We start from the raw sequence: 16,134 nt of genomic DNA, 5'->3' as shown, positions 1-16,134 counted from the left end.
TTGCCGCCTGCCGCCGTGCGCCCTAGATTGAGAGCATGTACATTGAAACCGAAACCACCCCGAACCCTGCGGCCCTGAAGTTTCTTCCCGGCCAGCCCGTCATGACCGCTGGCAGCCGCGAATTTGCGACACCCGAAGCGGCCGAGGCCAGCCCGCTCGCAGAAGCGATCTTCGACACCGGCGAAGTGGTCAACGTGTTCTTCGGCACCAATTTCGTCAGCGTCACCGCTGCACCCGGCGCTGATTGGAGCGCGTTAAAGCCGCAGGTGATCGCCATTCTTCTCGATCATTTTGTGTCGCAAGCGCCGCTGTTTGTCGCTGCAAGCGGGAATGGCATTTCCGTTCCGCCCGAAGACGAAGCGGTTGTGGAGGAACGCGCTGAAGACGCCGAAGTCATCGCTGCGATCAACGAACTGCTCGAAACTCGTGTGCGCCCTGCCGTGGCGGGCGATGGCGGCGATGTCGCCTATCGGGGGTTCCGTGACGGTGTTGTCTATCTGACACTTCAAGGTTCGTGCGCAGGTTGCCCGTCCAGCACCGCGACGTTGAAGCATGGTATCGAAGGCCTTTTGAAACATTATGTCCCCGAAGTCGTTGAAGTCCGGGCAGCCTGATTTTTTTCCAACGACACCACGGGGAGTTCCCATGACGACGCAGTTCCATGATCACGTTTTGCCAAAAGCAGCGCTCGATCAGCTTTTCAATGAAGCGCGCAGCTACAACGGTTGGCTTGATCGCGAAGTGACCGACGACCAACTCCATGCGATCTGGGATCTCATGAAGATGGCCCCCACATCGGCGAACATGCAGCCAGTGCGGATCGTGTGGGTCAAATCGGACGATGCGCGGGCCAAGCTGGTCGAATGCGTATCGGACGGCAACAAGGACAAGGTCGGCGCAGCGCCTGTGACTGCGATCATCGGCTATGATATCGACTTTCACGAAGAACTGCCGTGGTTGTTTCCGCACACCGATGCAAAAAGCTGGTTTGAGGGAGACGAGCAGGGTCGAAAGGAAGGCGCATTCCGCAACTCTTCGCTGCAAGGTGCCTACCTGATGCTTGCCGCGCGTGCGGTGGGGCTTGATTGCGGCCCAATGTCCGGCTTTGATGCCGATGCGGTGCAGGCCGCCTTTTGCGCAGACGAACCGCGCCACCGCGTCAACTTCATCTGTTCGGTGGGCTATGGTGATCCCGAAAGCCTGTTCGATCGCAGCCCGCGTCCAGCGTTCGATCGCTTCAACCGGATCGCATGATCTGCATGTCACGCTTGCACGGGCGCGCGGTGTAAGGCATCGCGCGCCCGATGCGAGTGCTTGCTATAGAAACTGCCTCCGAGGCTTGCAGCATTGCCCTTGTCGAGGGGAATGACGTAATTGCGCGCGATCACCGTGTCATGGGCCGCGGCCATGCCGAGGCGCTGATCCCCATGATCGGCAATCTGCCGCATAAGGGCCGCGCCGAACGCATCCTTGTAGGGCTGGGGCCAGGCAGCTTCACGGGTGTCAGGATCGGCCTTGCGACGGCGCGTGCGCTGGGGTTTGCATGGAATGCACAGGTCTATGGCTATCCCACGCTCGCGCTTATCGCGGCGCAGGTGCGCGAACACCTGTCTGCAAAAGCTGTCACGGTGTGCGTCAATGGCGGGCATGGCGAATGGTTCGTTCAGGACTTCGCCGCGGACGGAACGCCGGTGTGCGCACTGCAATCGGTTACGCCGGACGCTGCAAGGATGCGCGGCGCCTGTGCCGTCATCGCTGGCAACCGCGCCGCCGAATTTGCCGCGTTGCTGGGAGGCGTTGCGGAAGCAATCACGGTATTGCCTGATGCGGCGTGTGTCGGCCTGTTGCCCGATGGTGCGCTGATCGATCATCTTGCGCCGATCTATGGCCGGGGCGCCGATGCTACGCCGATGGCGGAACGACGCGGTCCATGATCTTGCCGCGCCCTACACCCTCTCCGGCGCAGATCGACCGGATCATGACTGTGATGGAGGCGGCGTTCGATCCCGCATACGGAGAGGCATGGAACCGCAAGCAGGTGGCAGATGCGCTGGGCTTTTCCAGTACGCACGCCCTTGTTGTTGATGCGCAGGGTGCGCCGATTTCTGATGAGGACAATGGGGCGTGTAAGCCTGTGCGGATACCTGCCGGGTTCGTGCTCACACGCCATGTGCTCGACGAAGAAGAACTTCTGCTGATCGCTGTGGTCCCCGCCGCCCGGCGTCGCGGCGTCGGTGCAGCTCTGATCGACCACCTGTTCGCCGCAGCGCGCAGCCGCGGCGTCACCCGGATCTTTCTGGAGATGCGGCGCGGCAATCCTGCTCTGCAATTGTATCGGAAGGTTGGCTTTGAACCGATTGGAGAAAGGCGTAACTATTACCGCATGGCTAATGGCGATCGAGTCGATGCCATTACTTTTGCACGAACGATCTGAAGTTAGTCGTTTCATCGCGCATTTATGGCTAAGTAAACCCAAGCAGTTGCCAAGTTTGTCATCATCATTCATGGGACAGCATCCGGCGCTACTTGATCGCCGCCTGAGAGGAACTCATGCAGGATCTGGAAATTGATATGAACGAAACCCTGATCACTCTGACCAGTGACATTGTCGCTGCACATGTCAGCAACAATGATGTCGCGGTGACTGATCTTCCCGGGCTGATTACCAACGTTTACAATGCTCTTGCCAATCTTGGTGAGAAGGTTGAGGTTGAAGAACCTAAACCCAAGCCCGCCGTTGCCATTCGCAATTCGGTGAAGTCCGATCACATCGTATGCCTTGAAGATGGCAAGGAGCTGAAGATGCTTAAGCGGTATCTTCGCACCAATTACGATATGACTCCCGAAGAATACCGGGCGCGCTGGGGTCTTCCGGCCGATTATCCGATGGTCGCCCCCAACTATGCTGAAAAACGCCGCGATCTTGCCAAGAAGATCGGTCTGGGTCGCAAGCCCGGCACCACGGTTGCGCCCAAGGGTCGCCGCACGAAGAAGTCGGCCTGACGTTTTCACATCGGCACGGCCGCGCCGCCAGTGGTCAGCGGCCTTGCCCCTGTTGAGAGCGTAGCAAGCCTGCTTGAGCAAGCAGCCTCCTCCCTGTAGGGAAGAGGCTGTCTTGCTTTCGGGCGATCGCATCCCATCGTTGCGGCGCACATGGCGATGGAGTGTTCCTTGAACCAAAGAATTGATCTTGAACAACTTTGCGCCGAAAAAGGTCTGCGCATCACCGAACAGCGCCGCGTCATCGCCAAGGTGCTTTCGGAAAGCGACGATCACCCCGATGTCGAACTGCTGCACAGCCGCGCAGCCGCGGTTGATCCGCGCATTTCGATTGCCACGGTGTATCGCACTGTGCGGTTGTTCGAAGAGGCGGGCATTCTGGATCGCCATGATTTCGGCGACGGGCGTTCGCGGTACGAACCTGTGCCCGAAGCCCATCACGATCACCTGATCGATGTCGAAACCGGCAAGGTGGTCGAATTTGTCGATCCCGAAGTCGAAGCATTGCAGCGCCAGATTGCAGAACGTTTGGGATACCGCCTCGTCGATCACCGGATGGAACTGTACGGCGTACGCCTGTCGCGCAATGACTGACCCCATCCGATGACTGATTGGGACTTGCGGCAGGCCGCCGCACGGGGCGAAACCACCCCGATTTCGGCGATGGGCTGGGTCAGGCTGGCTATTCGCGCGCTGGCACTGCTTGCGCTAATCCTTGTGTTTGTGCCGCTGCATTATCTGTACCGGGTCGTCTCCTATGGCTCGCCCTTCCCGATGCTGTTCCTGCGTTATGCTGCGCGCGTATGCGGCGCCCGGGTCGAGGTTATCGGCACCTATCTGAAGCGCGACGTGTTCTTTGTGGCCAACCACATTTCGTGGGTCGATATCCTCGCGCTCGCCGGTGCTAGCGGCACGGCTTTCGTGGCGAAGGCCGAACTGGCGCAGGCCCCGATGGTGGGTTGGCTTGCCAGTCTCAATCGCACAGTGTTCGTCAAACGCGAACACCGCATGGGCGTGGCGGAACAGATCAATGCGCTGAAGGAAGCGCTGGTCGACAATTGGTCGGTCACGGTCTTCCCCGAAGGCACCACGACTGACGGGCAATCGCTGTTGCCGTTCAAGACGTCGATGCTGTCGGTGCTCGAACCTCCGCCTCCGGGTGTTCTGGTGCAGCCCGTCATCGTCGATTACGGCGCGGTGGCGGAATGGATCGGGTGGATTGGCGAGGAAAGCGGCCTTAATAATGCTAAACGCGTCCTGTCGCGCAAAGGCAGCTTTGCAGTGCGTCTCCATTACCTTGAACCCTTCAGCCCCGAAGACTTCCGTGGGCGCAAGGCCATAAGCATGGAATCGCGCCGCCGGATCGAAGAGGCGCTGGTTGCCATCATGGGCCGCCCCTTGCGTCCCTTTGCGCACACCGTGCCGCCGGTGCGGTACGAGGCGAAGATCGATCGCGAACCGATCATCTGAACCGCCGGGGTGTCCCGTGTAGGAGACACATGAGACACTGTTCAGGGATCAAAAATCCATCCCCCCGCACGTCGCATTGGAGCGGAGCACCGCAAGCGGCGTGAATTCGCTAAACGACGGAAGGCGGTGCAGCATCGCGGCGGATTTGCCACCGTACAGTGACGTAGGAAAGCGCCGCGCACCCAGCCGCAGCGCGTGGCGAAGACCTACAGACCCGCCCTGACCAGCCAGTCGTGGAAGATCCGCACCGGGCGGCTTTCCAGCGACACCGGCTTGCACACGAACCAGTAGCTGTAAGGGCTTTCGACCGGTTTGCCGGGAAGATTGGTCAGGCGATTGTCATTGGCGCGGCGCAGGTGATCGTCGTGCATGATCGCGATCCCCAGCCCTTGTGCTGCTGCCTCCAGCATCAATGCGCCGGAATCGTAATGATCGATCGCAGCCGGATTCATCGTGTCGAGCGCATTGGCCTTTTTCCAGGCCATGAAACTTTCGGGCAGTTCATTATGAATGAGAAAGGTCTGCTTTGTCATCACATCGGGGGTGATGTCCCCGCCAATGGCGCGCGCGGTGTCCTTCGAACAGATGGCATGCACAAGGTTGTGATCGAGCCGCACGGCGTGCAGCCCGCTGGCCGGGCCGCGTGACAGAATGATCGCGGCATCCAGCGTATCGCCAACGCGGTCTTCCAGATGCGGTGCTGTGTCGATGTCGATGTGGAGCAACGGGTGCCGCTTGCGCAGTTCGCCAAGGCGCGGAAACAACCGCTGGCTGCCAAACATCGGCAATACGCCCAGCCGCAAACGCAGCAGCGCGATGTTGTCAGACTGGCTTTCCACCGCCCGCGCCAGCGCTTCCATATGCGGGTTCACAGCTTCGTAGAACGCCTGACCTTCATCGGTGAGCTGCATCGACTGGCGGGCGCGGGTGAACAGTTTCTTGCCGACGAATTCTTCCAGATTGCTGATCCGCCGCGACAAGGCCGACGGGCTCAAACCGATTTCTTCCGCCGCCGCACGCGCCGATCCAAGTCGAACGGTACGCATGAACGCTTCGAGCGCGCGCAAAGGGGGCAAACGGCGTGCGGGCATCACATCTCTCTCCTGTTGTGAAGGGAGATACGCCCCAAAAATCATTCGGATGCAAAAAATCGAAGAAAAAATGCGATTTGGAGTGAATGCTTGCGCTTATTGCACGTCGTTCGCAACTTCGGGGGGATGGAGGCGCAAGCGTGTCACGTGGGTTTCGTCGCCCGCTGTCACTTCAATCCGCCATCCGCTGGTATGTTCCAGCACCGTGCCTACGGGCGGCACCTGTTCGGCCAGCACAAAGGCAAGCCCGCCCAGCGTATCGACCGCCTCATCAACTTCAGCAAGGCGCGGATCGATACGGTCGGCAATGTCATCAAGTTCGGCGCGCGCGTCGCAATCCCACATGCCTTCGCCAATCGGAACAATCAGTTCCTGCGGTGCCTCGTCATGTTCGTCTTCAATATCGCCGACGATTTCTTCGACCAGATCTTCGATCGTGATAAGCCCGTCCGTGCCTGAAAATTCGTCGAGCACGATGGCCAGGTGAACGCGCTGTGTGCGCATGTCGGCCAGCACGTCGAGCGCGCCGCGCGCCTGCGGCACGTAAAGCGGCTGACGCATCAGCGTGGTCCAGTCCGCAGGCGGAGGGGTGCCGTTGGCAAGGAAGGGGAAGACATCCTTGATGTGGATCATGCCGACCACGCTATCGAGCGTTTCGCGAAACACGGGCATCCGCGAATGTCCGTGTTCGCTGAAGGCTGCGACCATATCGTTCCAGCTGATCCCGGCTTCGACCGCGATGATTTCTCCGCGGGGAACGGCCACGTCATCGGCATCGTGTTCGGAAAAGTGGAGCAGGTTGCGCAGCATCTGGCGTTCGACCCGCGACAGGTCCCCGCCATTGCCGGTGTTCCCCGAATCCGAGCCCGACGCGCCGTTTTCGTCCTCGTGCTCGTCAATGGCTTCCTCAAGCTGTTCGCGCAGCGAACGCGCCGCTTCAAGCCCGAGGATCTTGCGAAGCGCAGGCCAAAGCCCGCTGCTACTGTCCGCGTCTCCGGTTTGAGATGCGGGCGAATGGGAATCGGCCATGGCCTTCGAAACGGCTCCTAGTTGGTTTCAATCGCCATATGGGTCAGCGATACCCAGTTTGGCAAGTATCGCTGTCTCCAGCGCCTCCATCGCTTCGGCCTGCGCATCGGAATCGACATGATCGTGGCCGGCGAGATGGAGCAATCCGTGGACGATCAGGTGCGCGGCGTGGGCTTCCAGATCGACACCCTTGTCCGCCGCTTCACGCGTGCAGGTTTCCAGCGCCAGCGCAATATCGCCCAGCATCACCGGGGGGCCACCGGGAGAAAGGTCTGCCAGTTCTTCGCGTTCCAGCATCGGGAAGCTCAGGACATTGGTGGGCTTGTCGCGGTCGCGCCATTCGCGGTTCAGCGTATGGACTTCGGCGTCACTGGTGAACAGCAGGCTGGCGACCAGACGCGGGTTCGCCAGCAGCGGATCGCCCTGCGCAGCGGCGAGTGCTGCGCGGGTGGCCAGGGCCTCCCACGCGGCGTCCGGCCAGTCTTCGATGTCGATATCCAGATCCATGATGCCGCGCCCCTTAGCGCCAAACACGCGCCCGCGAAACGCCTGCCTGCACGCAGACGCCTATTCGTGGCGCAGCGCGTCGATCGGGTCGAGCCTTGAAGCGCGGCTTGCGGGGTAATAGCCGAACACGATCCCCATCCCGGCCGCAAAGCCGAAACTGACGATGTTGATCATGGGATCGAACCGGAAGGGCACATCGATCAGCGCCGCCAACCCGATTGATGCACCAAAACCCAGCGCGATCCCGACCAGCCCGCCCAGTGCGCACAGCACCACAGCCTCGGTCAGGAACTGCAGACGCACTTCGCGGGCAAGTGCGCCGATCGCAAGGCGGATACCGATTTCGCGGGTGCGCTCGGTCACGGAAACGAGCATGATATTCATGATTCCGATCCCGCCCACCAGCAGGCTGATCGACGCAATCACCGCCACCATCGCGGTCAGCGCTCCGGTCGCAGCGCCCAGCGCCTGATTGATCTGCGCGGTATCGATCACGTTGAAGTCGTTGGGTTCATCGCCCTGCAGCAACCGGCGTTCGCGCAGCAGGCTGACCAGCGAATCCTGAATTGCTGATGCCGCATAGGCCGCGTCGTATTTCACCACGAAGTAATCGAGGTTTTCATTGCCCCGGAAGCGCCGCTGTACGGTCTTCAGGGGCATGAACACCACATCGTCATCATCCGCGCCGCCCCCGCCCTGGCCGCGTTCTTCCATCACCCCGATGACCATGCAGGGCGTATCAGCCAGCCGCATCCGCGCGCCGACAGGGCTGGTGCCTGCGGGGAAAATGGCGTCGCGAACCTTGAGGCCGAGCAGGCAGACATTCTTGCCCGCTTCTTCTTCATCGCGGCTGAAGGGGCGCCCTTCGGCGATCGTGATCGATTGCGCGTCGAGCAGCGCATTGGTGCCGCCTTCGACGCGGGTGTCCCAGTCCTGCCCGTTGTGGAACGCAGTGGTCGCGGCGCCAACGCTGCCTGCGGCCAGCTGGACCCCGGCAATCTGTTGTTCCACCGCACGCACATCGGCCTCGACAAAGGGGCGGATCGTGTCACGCGTGGTGCGCACCGGGAAGACGATGAAGTTGCTCGCGCCAAGAGAGGAAATCTCTTCCTGAACCGATGCGGTCACGCCGTTGCCCAGCGTCACCATCGTCACCACTGCAGCCACACCGATGATGATGCCCAGCGTCGTCAGGATCGACCGCAAAATATGGCGGCGGATTTCGCGCAGCGCGAGCAGGATGGTGGTACCCAGCATCAGGCTACCCCGCCTTCAGGCATCAGCGCGCCGCGTTCGATGCGTTCCACCAACCCATCGCGGAACCGCACGATGGTTTTGGCGTAGGCGGCCATTTCCTCTTCATGCGTCACCATCAGCACGGTAATGCCCTCGCTATTCAAGCGTTGCAGCAATTGCATGATTTCGACCGATCGTTCGCTGTCGAGATTGCCGGTCGGCTCGTCCGCCAGCAGCACATCAGGCTGCGTGACCAGCGCCCGTGCGATCGCGACGCGCTGTTGCTGCCCGCCCGAAAGCTCTGCCGGACTGTGCGAAGCCCAGGGCACCAGCCCCACCTGGTCAAGCGCACGCATCGCGGATTCGCGGCGCTGGGTCTTGCTTTCGCCGCGATAGAGCAGCGGCAATTCGACGTTCTCGAGCGCGGTGGTGCGCGCCAGCAGGTTGAACCCCTGAAACACAAAGCCGAGATAGCGGCGGCGCAGCAGGCTGCGCTGATCGCGGTCGAGCTTCTGCACCTCTACCCCGCGGAATCGGAACACGCCGCCGCTGGGCACGTCCAGACAGCCAAGTATGTTCATCGTCGTGGACTTGCCCGATCCCGATGGCCCCATGATCGCGACAAATTCGCCGCGATCAATGGTGAGGTCGATCCCTTTGAGCGCCTGAAACGCAGCCGCTCCGTTGCCGAAGGTTTTGGTGATGCCTTCCAGCCGGATCAGGGGTTCTTGTGTCACTGCTCGGCCGCCTTGATCCCGGTGACGACCTTCATCCCCGGTTTGAGCGCGCTGGATCGCACCACGGTGCGGCGCCCGTCACTGCGCCCGGTGATGACATCGATTGCCTTGAGCGTGCCGTCCGCTTGCAACACCTGTACCTGCTGGCGGCTGCCTTCGCCGATGCTGGCTTGCTGTTTCTGATCCTCCAGCCCGATTTGTGGATCGAAGACACCGCCGCCCGCCTCCTCCTCGGTTTCGGGACGGAATCGCAGCGCGGCGTTGGGCACCAGCATCGCAGACCCGGTGTTCTGCGTGGCAATGGTGGCGGTTGCGGTCATGCCGGGGCGCAGCAGGCCATCAACGTTCTGCACATCCAGCCGCGCTTCGTAGCTGACCACCTGTCCGGCCACGCCAGCCGCAGCCGCGCCTGCGCCGGCTTGCGCCTGCACTGTGTTGCTCGACGCCAGATCGACCCGTTGCAACGTCGCGGGGAAACGGCGTCCGGGATAGGCATCGACGGTGAAGGTCGCCTGCTGACCAGCCTTCACCTGCCCCACGTCCGCTTCGTCGATCGAGACGCGCAGCTGCATTTCGGACAGGTCTTCGGCGATCACGAACAGCGTGACGGTGTTGAAGCTGGCGACCACGGTCTGCCCCGGTTCGACCCGGCGGGCGAGCACCACGCCGGTAACCGGTGCACGGATCACGGCGCGGGTGCGGGTGGTGAGGTTGCCCCTCAGCAACGCTTCGGCCGCCTCGATATTGGCGCGGGCTGACGCCACCGCCGCGCTATCGCGCTCAACCGCGGCTTCAGCCTGTTCGACTTCAATCTGCGATGGGACGCGCCCGCCGGACAGTCGCCGCACTTCCTGCAAGCGGGAAAGTTGCACCTTGTCGATATCCAGCACCGCCTGCGCCTGCGCCCGCGCTGCGCGTGCAGCGTTCAGGTTGGCGCGGGCCTGCGCGATCTGCTGGTCGATGATTTCGGTGTTGATGACGGCAATCACCTGCCCCTTAGTCACGCGGTCGTTCACATCGACGAGCACCGAATCGAGCGGACCGGTGACTTCGGCGCCGACTTCGACCTGATTCGTGGGGCGCAGGTTGCCCGTGGCGGTGACTGACAGCGATAGCGATTCCTGCGCGACGGGTGTAGTGATGTAATCGGGCTTGGGCCCATCCCCCGTGCATTGCACGACCGCCAGCACCAACAGCAGCAATAGCAGCGCAGGCAGCCAGTATTTCATCCACCGCCGCCAACGCGGGCGCGGCTTGGTGCCGAGGAACTCGTCCACGCTGGGCTGTTCGACCGGATTGTTCAATTCGCTCACTCGTCGGGCCCCCTTGCCGCAATGTCTTCGATGCCGGCGCCTTCGGGCACCGACCAGCCTCCGCCTAGCGCCCGCGCCAGGTTGATAAATGCAACCGCGCGCGATGCTTCTGCGTTGACCGCAGCCGTGCGCGTGTTGAGCAGCTGACTTTCAATCACCAGCAAAGTCTGAAAATCGATCAGGCCTGCCTGATACTGGCTGCGGGCCAGCAGCGCGGCGTTCTGCGCGCCATCGGCCGCTTCGTTCAGCGCCGCGACGCGCTGACCGCTAGTGTCGAGATCGACCGCCGAACTTTCCACCTCTTCCAGCGCGATCAGGATGCTTTGCCGCCAGGCGGCCAGCGAACCATCCGCGATCGCCTGCGCGCCTTCGATCTGGCCGCGCACGCGCCCGCCATCGAATATCAACTGGGTGAGACCGGCAAAGACATTGCCTGTGACGATATCAAGCAGGTTGCCGAAGTTGGTCGCATTGGTGCCGATCGTGCCGCTCAACCGCACCAGCGGGTAAAGCTGCGCACGGGCTATGCCCACTCTGTCGAGATCGGCCGCAAGCCGCGCTTCCGCGGCGCTGACATCAGGGCGGCGGCGCAGCATATCGGCCGGCACGGCCAGCGCGACATCAGCGGGCGGGGTCGGTACATCGCGGGGCGCTTCGACCAGCGCAGTGTAGACGCGGCCCGGCGGCTCTCCGATCAAGGTGGAGATGGCATTGGCCACGGCGACGAGATCGCCTTCCAGCAGCGGAATGGTGGCCGCTGTCTGCGCACGCTGGGTACGGGCCTGTTCGACATCGAGGCTGGCGACCAGACCGGCCTGATTGCGCCAGCGAGCAATCTGAAGATTATCTTCCTGATTGGCGAGCGTTTCGCGCGCGATGGCAAGCTGCGCGGACAGCGATCGTGCGGTGACAACCTGACTGGCGACCTGCGCCACGATCAAACGCTCAATATCCGCGACAGAATAGCCAGCGGCCTGAAGGTCGGCGCGTGCCGCATCGACCCCAGCGGCAAGCCGTCCGAACACATCGGCTTCCCACGCGGCATCCCCGCCAACCGAAAACACCACGTCGTCCCCGGCGAAGTCGCCAATATCGCGGCCTGCGCCGGCGCTGCCGGTAATTTGCGGCAAGCGGGCCGCGCGGGCCTGACGCAAACCGGCACGGGCTGCCCGCAGGCGCGTGACAGCCTGCGCCAGATCAAGGTTGCCGATCTGCGCATCGGAAACAAATCGCGCGACCAGCGGATCATCAAGCAAAAGCCAATATTGATCGAGCGGAATGTCCGCCCCAAGAGGTTCCGCAAGAACCCAGCGGTCCGGGATCGGCTGCACGCTGGCCATAGGCGGCGGCGTATCGCGGGGAATGGCACAGCCTGCCAGCATGGACGCAGCCAGCGACATCGGCAGAAGAACGTGACGAGCCGCCATCAGCCGCATGCTTTCGCAAACCGCCATGCCCAACCCGATTGATGTCGCTGTATCAACGCCCTGCCCCCTTGACCCGCACTTGCCCCGATTCGCGTTCGGGCGTTTTGCCCTGAATGCGTGCCGCGCCAAGCCCGGCATTAAAATCATTATGTTACTAGCAGTCCGTCCGATGCCGCACAACGCGGCTTCGTCGGGCGGACTGCAACGTTGATCGAGCAGATTATGCCGTGCGACGTCGTTCGTCAGGCATCCTCGCCGCCGCCTTCGTAAGCCTCGACGATGCGCCCCACGATCGGATGGCGCACCACGTCGGCGGCGGTGAAGCGGATCGTGCCGAAGCCGTCCACGCCTTCGAGCTTTTCCACAGCATCGTTCAGCCCGCTCATGCGCGGGCCGCCCGGAATATCGACCTGCCGCGGATCGCCGCAGATCACCATCCGGCTGTTCTGGCCAAAGCGGGTGAGAAACATCTTCATCTGCTCGCGGGTGGTGTTCTGCGCTTCATCGAGGATGATGAAACTATCCGCCAGCGTGCGCCCGCGCATGAAAGCGATCGGCGCGATTTCGATCTCGCCATTGGCCAGCCTGCGTTCGACCTGTTCGGGCGGCATGCAATCGTTCAGCGCATCGTAAAGCGGGCGAAGATAGGGATCGACCTTTTCCTTCATATCGCCCGGCAAGAAGCCGAGCTTCTCCCCCGCCTCCACCGCCGGGCGCGACAGGATCAGGCGCTGGACGCTGCCGGTGATAAGCTGGCTGACCGCCTGCGCCACCGCGATGTAGGTCTTGCCCGTGCCTGCCGGACCCAGCGCAAAGATGATGTCATCCTTGGCCAGGCTGCGCATGTATTCGATCTGCGTCGCCGAACGCGGAACGATGGTTTTCTTGCGCGTGCGGATCATGATCGGCGGGCCGTCCATGTCGCCCGAAATAATCCCTTCCAATGTCGGTTCGGCCGACATCGCGATCATCGATTCGATCGCGCCGCTGTCCAGCGCCTCTCCCCGGGCCAACCGGTCATACATGGTCTTCAGCGTTTCGCGGGCGCGCGCAACATCGTCTTCCGGGCCTTCGATGACCACCTGATGACCCCGCGCGTGGATATACACCCCGAGCCTGTTTTCGACCTGCACCAGATTGGCATCGAACTGACCGAACAGCGGACCCAGCAAGGACTGATTTTCGAAGGTCAGATCAACGCGCGCGCGCCGCTGTTCGGGAATACCGCGCGGATCGGGCGAGAGCGCCGGGTGTCCGGCACGAGAGGGTCTGCGGCCCATAGGTTCCTTTGGCTGCGGCCGAGGGACAATCCCGCGGCCCTGAGTCGGGAAAGTAAGGGTCGCCATGCGCAAAGCAAGAAGGGTGCGACGAGATGGTGGTGGAAAGTTGCGCAGCCCGCCTTGCGGCGCATCGCGCCCGGTCAGTCGAAAAGCACCTGTGTCCGTTCCCCGCGGAGCGAATTGGGCCCTGCATCGGCCAGCCGGACTTCGACCAGATCGCCAAGAGCATGATTGTGCCCATGCTCTTGGTCGAGCCATACCGATTGCAGCCAGGGCGACTTGCCGAGCCATTGTCCGGGATCACGACCGAGCCGATCGATCAGGATTTCGCAGGTTTGGCCCACGCTATCGCGGTTGAAGGCGAATTGATGCTGACCCAGACGCGCCTGAAGCCGTTGTAGCCGGTCATGCATCACTTCGGGATCGATCTGACCATCCATCGACGCAGCAGGCGTGCCGGGACGCGGCGAATATTTGAAGCTGAAGGCGTGGGCATAGCGCACCTCGTCCACGATGCGCAGCGTGTCTTCGAAGTCCGCTTCGGTTTCGCCGGGAAAACCAACGATGAAATCGCCCGACAGCGCAAGATCAGGGCGCACGGCGCGAAACCGTTCGATGATCCGCACATAGCTTTCGGCGCTGTGCTGGCGGTTCATCGCCTTGAGCACGCGGTCGCTGCCGCTTTGAACAGGCAGATGCAGATAGGGCATCAGCTTGGCCACCTCGCCATGCGCGGCGATCAGGCTGTCTTCCATGTCGTTGGGATGGCTGGTGGTGTAACGGATGCGCGCCAACCCATCGATTGCGGCCAGCGCATGGATAAGCCCGGCAAGTCCCGTCGCCCTGCCCTTGTGATCTTCCCCGCGCCACGCATTGACGTTCTGGCCCAGCAGCGTGATTTCCTTCGCCCCCGCCTCTACCAGCGTGTGCGCTTCTGTGATCAGGTGGGCAAAGGGCCGCGAAATTTCGGCGCCCCGCGTGTACGGCACCACGCAATAGGTGCAGAACTTGTCGCAGCCTTCCTGCACCGTCAAAAACGCGCTGGCCCCGCGTTTGCGACGTTGCGGGAGCGCATCGAACTTGGCGATGGCGGGCATGTCGGTATCAGCGGCGCGTTTGCCGCTGACCGCGGTGTCGAGCATGTCGGGCAAGCGGTGATAGGCTTGCGGACCCACGACGATGCTGACCGCAGGCGCGCGCCGCATGATCTCTTCACCTTCGGCCTGCGCAACGCAGCCAGCTACGGCGATCAGCGGCGTTTTGCCCGATCGCCGCCCTGTGGCTGCCAGGCGGCCAATGTCGGAATAGACCTTTTCGGCGGCCTTTTCTCGGATGTGGCAGGTGTTGAGTACGACAAGGTCGGCATCCTCCCCCTCCGGCGCGGGCACGATGCCGCGTTCGGCCAGCAGTTCGGCCATGCGTTCGCCATCATAGACGTTCATCTGGCAGCCGAAGCTTTTGACTCGGAAGGTTTTGGGAGGCGCAGCAGGTTCCATGAGGACCGCGCCTTTAGCGCGGGTGGCAGCCCGATTCAATCGCCGCTGCGCTTGTCCTTTTTGCTCTTGCGCAGACCGTTGTGCAGGCACGGCTCCCCTTTGGCCGCCACGGGGCCGGGATGCGTGCGATCATCCGGTCCGCATTCGACAAAGGGCTTGGGAATGGCGTTGGCCTTCACCACCTCGTGCGCGTCGGCGCTGGCGTAGGCGGCAATCCATGTCAGGCAATCGGCCAGCGGACGCACCGCATGCTTGGCCAGGGTGTTCTTGCGCGGTTCGCAGTTGAGGGTGAAGACATTGGCCGCCGGCGGTTCATCATAACGGGCAAAGCGGCGCAACACCTCTCCGCGTTCGTTGAACACCGTACGGCGCAGCGCGTTTTCACGAATCTCGCTGCGATAGAACGGCGATGTGTTGAAGAGATAGGCGCGCACATCGGGGTTCGCCACCGACACCTCGGTAGCAAGGGCACCGCCAAGCGAATGCCCCGTCACAACCCAGGGAATATCCGATCCCAGCCGCGATTTTTCGGCTTCGAAATAACGCAGCGCCAACTCGATCTGGTCATCGCGCAGCGTGCCGTAAAACACATCGCTCAGACTTTTCATGTCAGTCCCGCGAAAGGCGATGATCCGCGCCACCGGCTTGCGGTCCGCATTGCTGCCGCTGCCGCTTTCGTACTGATTGAAGATTTCGTAGCTGAAGCCTTTTTCAGCATCTTCCGGCGCGATCGGTATGTGGCTGACCCGCTGCAATACCCGGCCCGGTTTTTCAAACAGGTCATCATCGCCGGTGTAGGCGTTGGTCGAAGCCAGCGCATAGGGGAAAGCATCAACCGCGGCGTCGCGCACAAAGCTGCACCACCCACCAGGTTCAAGCTGGCAGGGGGAGCGCGATTGTGAGATATCGGGGAACGTGGCGCAGCCCGAAAGCAGCACCGCGCCCAAAGCCGCCGCAAACAATCTCATCGCTGCCCCCCTGTACCCTGCGCGTCTTAAGCGACGGTCGCCTTGACGATCTTGCCCGGATTCTTCGGCGGTTCGCCCTTGGGAAGAGCGTGGACATGTTCCATGCCGCTCGTCACCTGACCCCAGACGGTGTATTGCTTGTCAAGGAAGCGGGCATCGTCAAGGCAGATGAAGAACTGCGAATTCGCACTGTTCGGGTTCTGCGCGCGGGCCATCGAACACACGCCTTCGACGTGCGGTTCGGCGTTGAATTCCGCTGCAAGATCAGGCTTGTCGCTGCCGCCCATGCCGGTGCCGGTCGGATCGCCGCCCTGCGCCATGAAACCGTTGATTACGCGGTGGAAGATCACACCGTCGTAAAAGCCTTCGCTTGCCAGTTCAGCGATACGCGCAACGTGGCCGGGCGCCAGATCGGGGCGCAGCTTGATCACGACGTCCTTGGGTTCGCCATCGCCTGTATCGAGCGTGAAGGTAAGGGTATCGGCCATGTTCGTGTCTCCTGAAGGAATTTGCCCGCGCTTTTAGCAGGCAAAACCCGCCTGTCACCTCCCTGCTTGCTTTTCACCCCTCCGTGCCTAAA

Annotated in this window: 18 protein-coding genes; 7 read left to right on the top strand and 11 right to left on the bottom strand. The window is 62.1% G+C overall.

The annotated features are described in order from the left end of the window. Window positions 1-35: 35 nt before the first annotated feature. The 7 genes from SJY33_RS02210 (at window position 36) to SJY33_RS02180 (ending at window position 4,470) form a co-directional block, all read left to right on the top strand. On the top strand, window positions 36-614 hold the full coding sequence (locus SJY33_RS02210; protein WP_379920892.1) for a NifU family protein: 579 nt from the start codon (window positions 36-38) through the stop codon (window positions 612-614). A 31-nt stretch (window positions 615-645) separates the two neighbouring features. Beyond that, window positions 646-1,254, top strand: a complete 609-nt coding sequence (locus SJY33_RS02205; protein WP_379920891.1) for a malonic semialdehyde reductase — start codon at window positions 646-648, stop codon at window positions 1,252-1,254. Between the two features lie 50 nt (window positions 1,255-1,304). Next, window positions 1,305-1,934, top strand: coding sequence for a tRNA (adenosine(37)-N6)-threonylcarbamoyltransferase complex dimerization subunit type 1 TsaB (gene tsaB / locus SJY33_RS02200; protein WP_379920890.1), 630 nt, complete (start codon window positions 1,305-1,307; stop codon window positions 1,932-1,934). Continuing rightward, on the top strand, window positions 1,931-2,434 hold the full coding sequence (locus SJY33_RS02195; protein ID WP_379920889.1) for a GNAT family N-acetyltransferase: 504 nt from the start codon (window positions 1,931-1,933) through the stop codon (window positions 2,432-2,434). Before tsaB ends, SJY33_RS02195 begins: the two co-directional genes overlap by 4 nt. A gap of 116 nt (window positions 2,435-2,550) precedes the next feature. Continuing rightward, window positions 2,551-3,003: a MucR family transcriptional regulator gene (locus SJY33_RS02190; protein ID WP_379920888.1), complete on the top strand. Its 453-nt coding sequence runs from the start codon at window positions 2,551-2,553 to the stop codon at window positions 3,001-3,003. Window positions 3,004-3,171: 168 nt separating this feature from the next. Beyond that, window positions 3,172-3,594 (top strand): Fur family transcriptional regulator, encoded by a 423-nt coding sequence (locus SJY33_RS02185; protein ID WP_379920886.1) that lies wholly within the window; start codon window positions 3,172-3,174, stop codon window positions 3,592-3,594. A 9-nt stretch (window positions 3,595-3,603) separates the two neighbouring features. Continuing rightward, window positions 3,604-4,470 (top strand): lysophospholipid acyltransferase family protein, encoded by an 867-nt coding sequence (locus SJY33_RS02180; RefSeq protein ID WP_379920885.1) that lies wholly within the window; start codon window positions 3,604-3,606, stop codon window positions 4,468-4,470. Between the two features lie 206 nt (window positions 4,471-4,676). Here SJY33_RS02180 and SJY33_RS02175 read toward each other — a convergent pair whose 3' ends face one another. The 11 genes from SJY33_RS02175 to SJY33_RS02125 all read right to left on the bottom strand — a co-directional run bounded on the left by SJY33_RS02175 (window position 4,677) and on the right by SJY33_RS02125 (window position 16,042). Beyond that, window positions 4,677-5,561 carry a LysR family transcriptional regulator gene (locus SJY33_RS02175; RefSeq protein WP_379920884.1) on the bottom strand — a complete coding sequence of 295 codons (885 nt, stop codon included), beginning with the start codon at window positions 5,559-5,561 and terminating at the stop codon, window positions 4,677-4,679. A gap of 96 nt (window positions 5,562-5,657) precedes the next feature. After that, the gene (locus SJY33_RS02170; RefSeq protein ID WP_379920883.1) at window positions 5,658-6,590 is read right to left on the bottom strand and encodes a hemolysin family protein; all 933 of its coding nucleotides are present in this window, start codon (window positions 6,588-6,590) and stop codon (window positions 5,658-5,660) included. Between the two features lie 27 nt (window positions 6,591-6,617). Beyond that, entirely contained in the window at window positions 6,618-7,097 is a 480-nt protein-coding gene (ybeY, locus tag SJY33_RS02165; RefSeq protein WP_379920882.1) for an rRNA maturation RNase YbeY, read from the bottom strand. Window positions 7,098-7,157: 60 nt separating this feature from the next. After that, window positions 7,158-8,354: an ABC transporter permease gene (locus SJY33_RS02160; protein ID WP_379920881.1), complete on the bottom strand. Its 1,197-nt coding sequence runs from the start codon at window positions 8,352-8,354 to the stop codon at window positions 7,158-7,160. Beyond that, a complete protein-coding gene (locus tag SJY33_RS02155; RefSeq protein WP_379920880.1) occupies window positions 8,354-9,070 on the bottom strand; it encodes an ABC transporter ATP-binding protein in 717 nt (238 codons plus the stop codon). The genes SJY33_RS02160 and SJY33_RS02155 overlap by 1 nt, the downstream gene beginning before the upstream one ends. Continuing rightward, on the bottom strand, window positions 9,067-10,383 hold the full coding sequence (locus SJY33_RS02150) for an efflux RND transporter periplasmic adaptor subunit (protein ID WP_379920879.1): 1,317 nt from the start codon (window positions 10,381-10,383) through the stop codon (window positions 9,067-9,069). The genes SJY33_RS02155 and SJY33_RS02150 overlap by 4 nt, the downstream gene beginning before the upstream one ends. Continuing rightward, complete coding sequence (locus SJY33_RS02145; RefSeq protein WP_379920878.1) at window positions 10,380-11,810, bottom strand: efflux transporter outer membrane subunit; 1,431 nt, start codon at window positions 11,808-11,810, stop codon at window positions 10,380-10,382. The genes SJY33_RS02150 and SJY33_RS02145 overlap by 4 nt, the downstream gene beginning before the upstream one ends. Before the next feature lie 242 nt (window positions 11,811-12,052). Beyond that, a complete protein-coding gene (locus SJY33_RS02140) occupies window positions 12,053-13,090 on the bottom strand; it encodes a PhoH family protein (protein WP_379920877.1) in 1,038 nt (345 codons plus the stop codon). Window positions 13,091-13,230: 140 nt separating this feature from the next. Continuing rightward, window positions 13,231-14,586 (bottom strand): tRNA (N6-isopentenyl adenosine(37)-C2)-methylthiotransferase MiaB, encoded by a 1,356-nt coding sequence (miaB, locus tag SJY33_RS02135; RefSeq protein WP_379920876.1) that lies wholly within the window; start codon window positions 14,584-14,586, stop codon window positions 13,231-13,233. A gap of 35 nt (window positions 14,587-14,621) precedes the next feature. Further along, entirely contained in the window at window positions 14,622-15,554 is a 933-nt protein-coding gene (locus SJY33_RS02130; RefSeq protein ID WP_379920875.1) for a hypothetical protein, read from the bottom strand. Window positions 15,555-15,580: 26 nt separating this feature from the next. Beyond that, complete coding sequence (locus SJY33_RS02125) at window positions 15,581-16,042, bottom strand: peptidylprolyl isomerase (RefSeq protein ID WP_379920874.1); 462 nt, start codon at window positions 16,040-16,042, stop codon at window positions 15,581-15,583. Window positions 16,043-16,134: the final 92 nt, after the last annotated feature.

Origin of the sequence: Erythrobacter sp. R86502, assembly GCF_042466465.1 — a bacterium.
Classification (GTDB): Bacteria; Pseudomonadota; Alphaproteobacteria; order Sphingomonadales; family Sphingomonadaceae; genus Erythrobacter.
This window is presented reverse-complemented; position numbering and strand designations above follow the sequence as displayed.

Excerpts from the sequence above, each read along its gene's own strand:
- SJY33_RS02210 (WP_379920892.1), top strand. The coding sequence starts at position 36 with ATGTACATTGAAACCGAAACCACCCCGAACCCTGCGGCCCTGAAGTTT.
- SJY33_RS02205 (WP_379920891.1), top strand. The coding sequence starts at position 646 with ATGACGACGCAGTTCCATGATCACGTTTTGCCAAAAGCAGCGCTCGAT.
- tsaB (WP_379920890.1), top strand. The coding sequence starts at position 1,305 with ATGCGAGTGCTTGCTATAGAAACTGCCTCCGAGGCTTGCAGCATTGCC.
- SJY33_RS02195 (WP_379920889.1), top strand. The coding sequence starts at position 1,931 with ATGATCTTGCCGCGCCCTACACCCTCTCCGGCGCAGATCGACCGGATC.
- SJY33_RS02190 (WP_379920888.1), top strand. The coding sequence starts at position 2,551 with ATGCAGGATCTGGAAATTGATATGAACGAAACCCTGATCACTCTGACC.
- SJY33_RS02180 (WP_379920885.1), top strand. The coding sequence starts at position 3,604 with ATGACTGATTGGGACTTGCGGCAGGCCGCCGCACGGGGCGAAACCACC.
- SJY33_RS02175 (WP_379920884.1), bottom strand. The coding sequence starts at position 5,561 with ATGCCCGCACGCCGTTTGCCCCCTTTGCGCGCGCTCGAAGCGTTCATG.
- SJY33_RS02170 (WP_379920883.1), bottom strand. The coding sequence starts at position 6,590 with ATGGCCGATTCCCATTCGCCCGCATCTCAAACCGGAGACGCGGACAGT.
- ybeY (WP_379920882.1), bottom strand. The coding sequence starts at position 7,097 with ATGGATCTGGATATCGACATCGAAGACTGGCCGGACGCCGCGTGGGAG.
- SJY33_RS02160 (WP_379920881.1), bottom strand. The coding sequence starts at position 8,354 with ATGCTGGGTACCACCATCCTGCTCGCGCTGCGCGAAATCCGCCGCCAT.
- SJY33_RS02145 (WP_379920878.1), bottom strand. The coding sequence starts at position 11,810 with ATGGCGGCTCGTCACGTTCTTCTGCCGATGTCGCTGGCTGCGTCCATG.
- SJY33_RS02140 (WP_379920877.1), bottom strand. The coding sequence starts at position 13,090 with ATGGGCCGCAGACCCTCTCGTGCCGGACACCCGGCGCTCTCGCCCGAT.
- miaB (WP_379920876.1), bottom strand. The coding sequence starts at position 14,586 with ATGGAACCTGCTGCGCCTCCCAAAACCTTCCGAGTCAAAAGCTTCGGC.
- SJY33_RS02130 (WP_379920875.1), bottom strand. The coding sequence starts at position 15,554 with ATGAGATTGTTTGCGGCGGCTTTGGGCGCGGTGCTGCTTTCGGGCTGC.
- SJY33_RS02125 (WP_379920874.1), bottom strand. The coding sequence starts at position 16,042 with ATGGCCGATACCCTTACCTTCACGCTCGATACAGGCGATGGCGAACCC.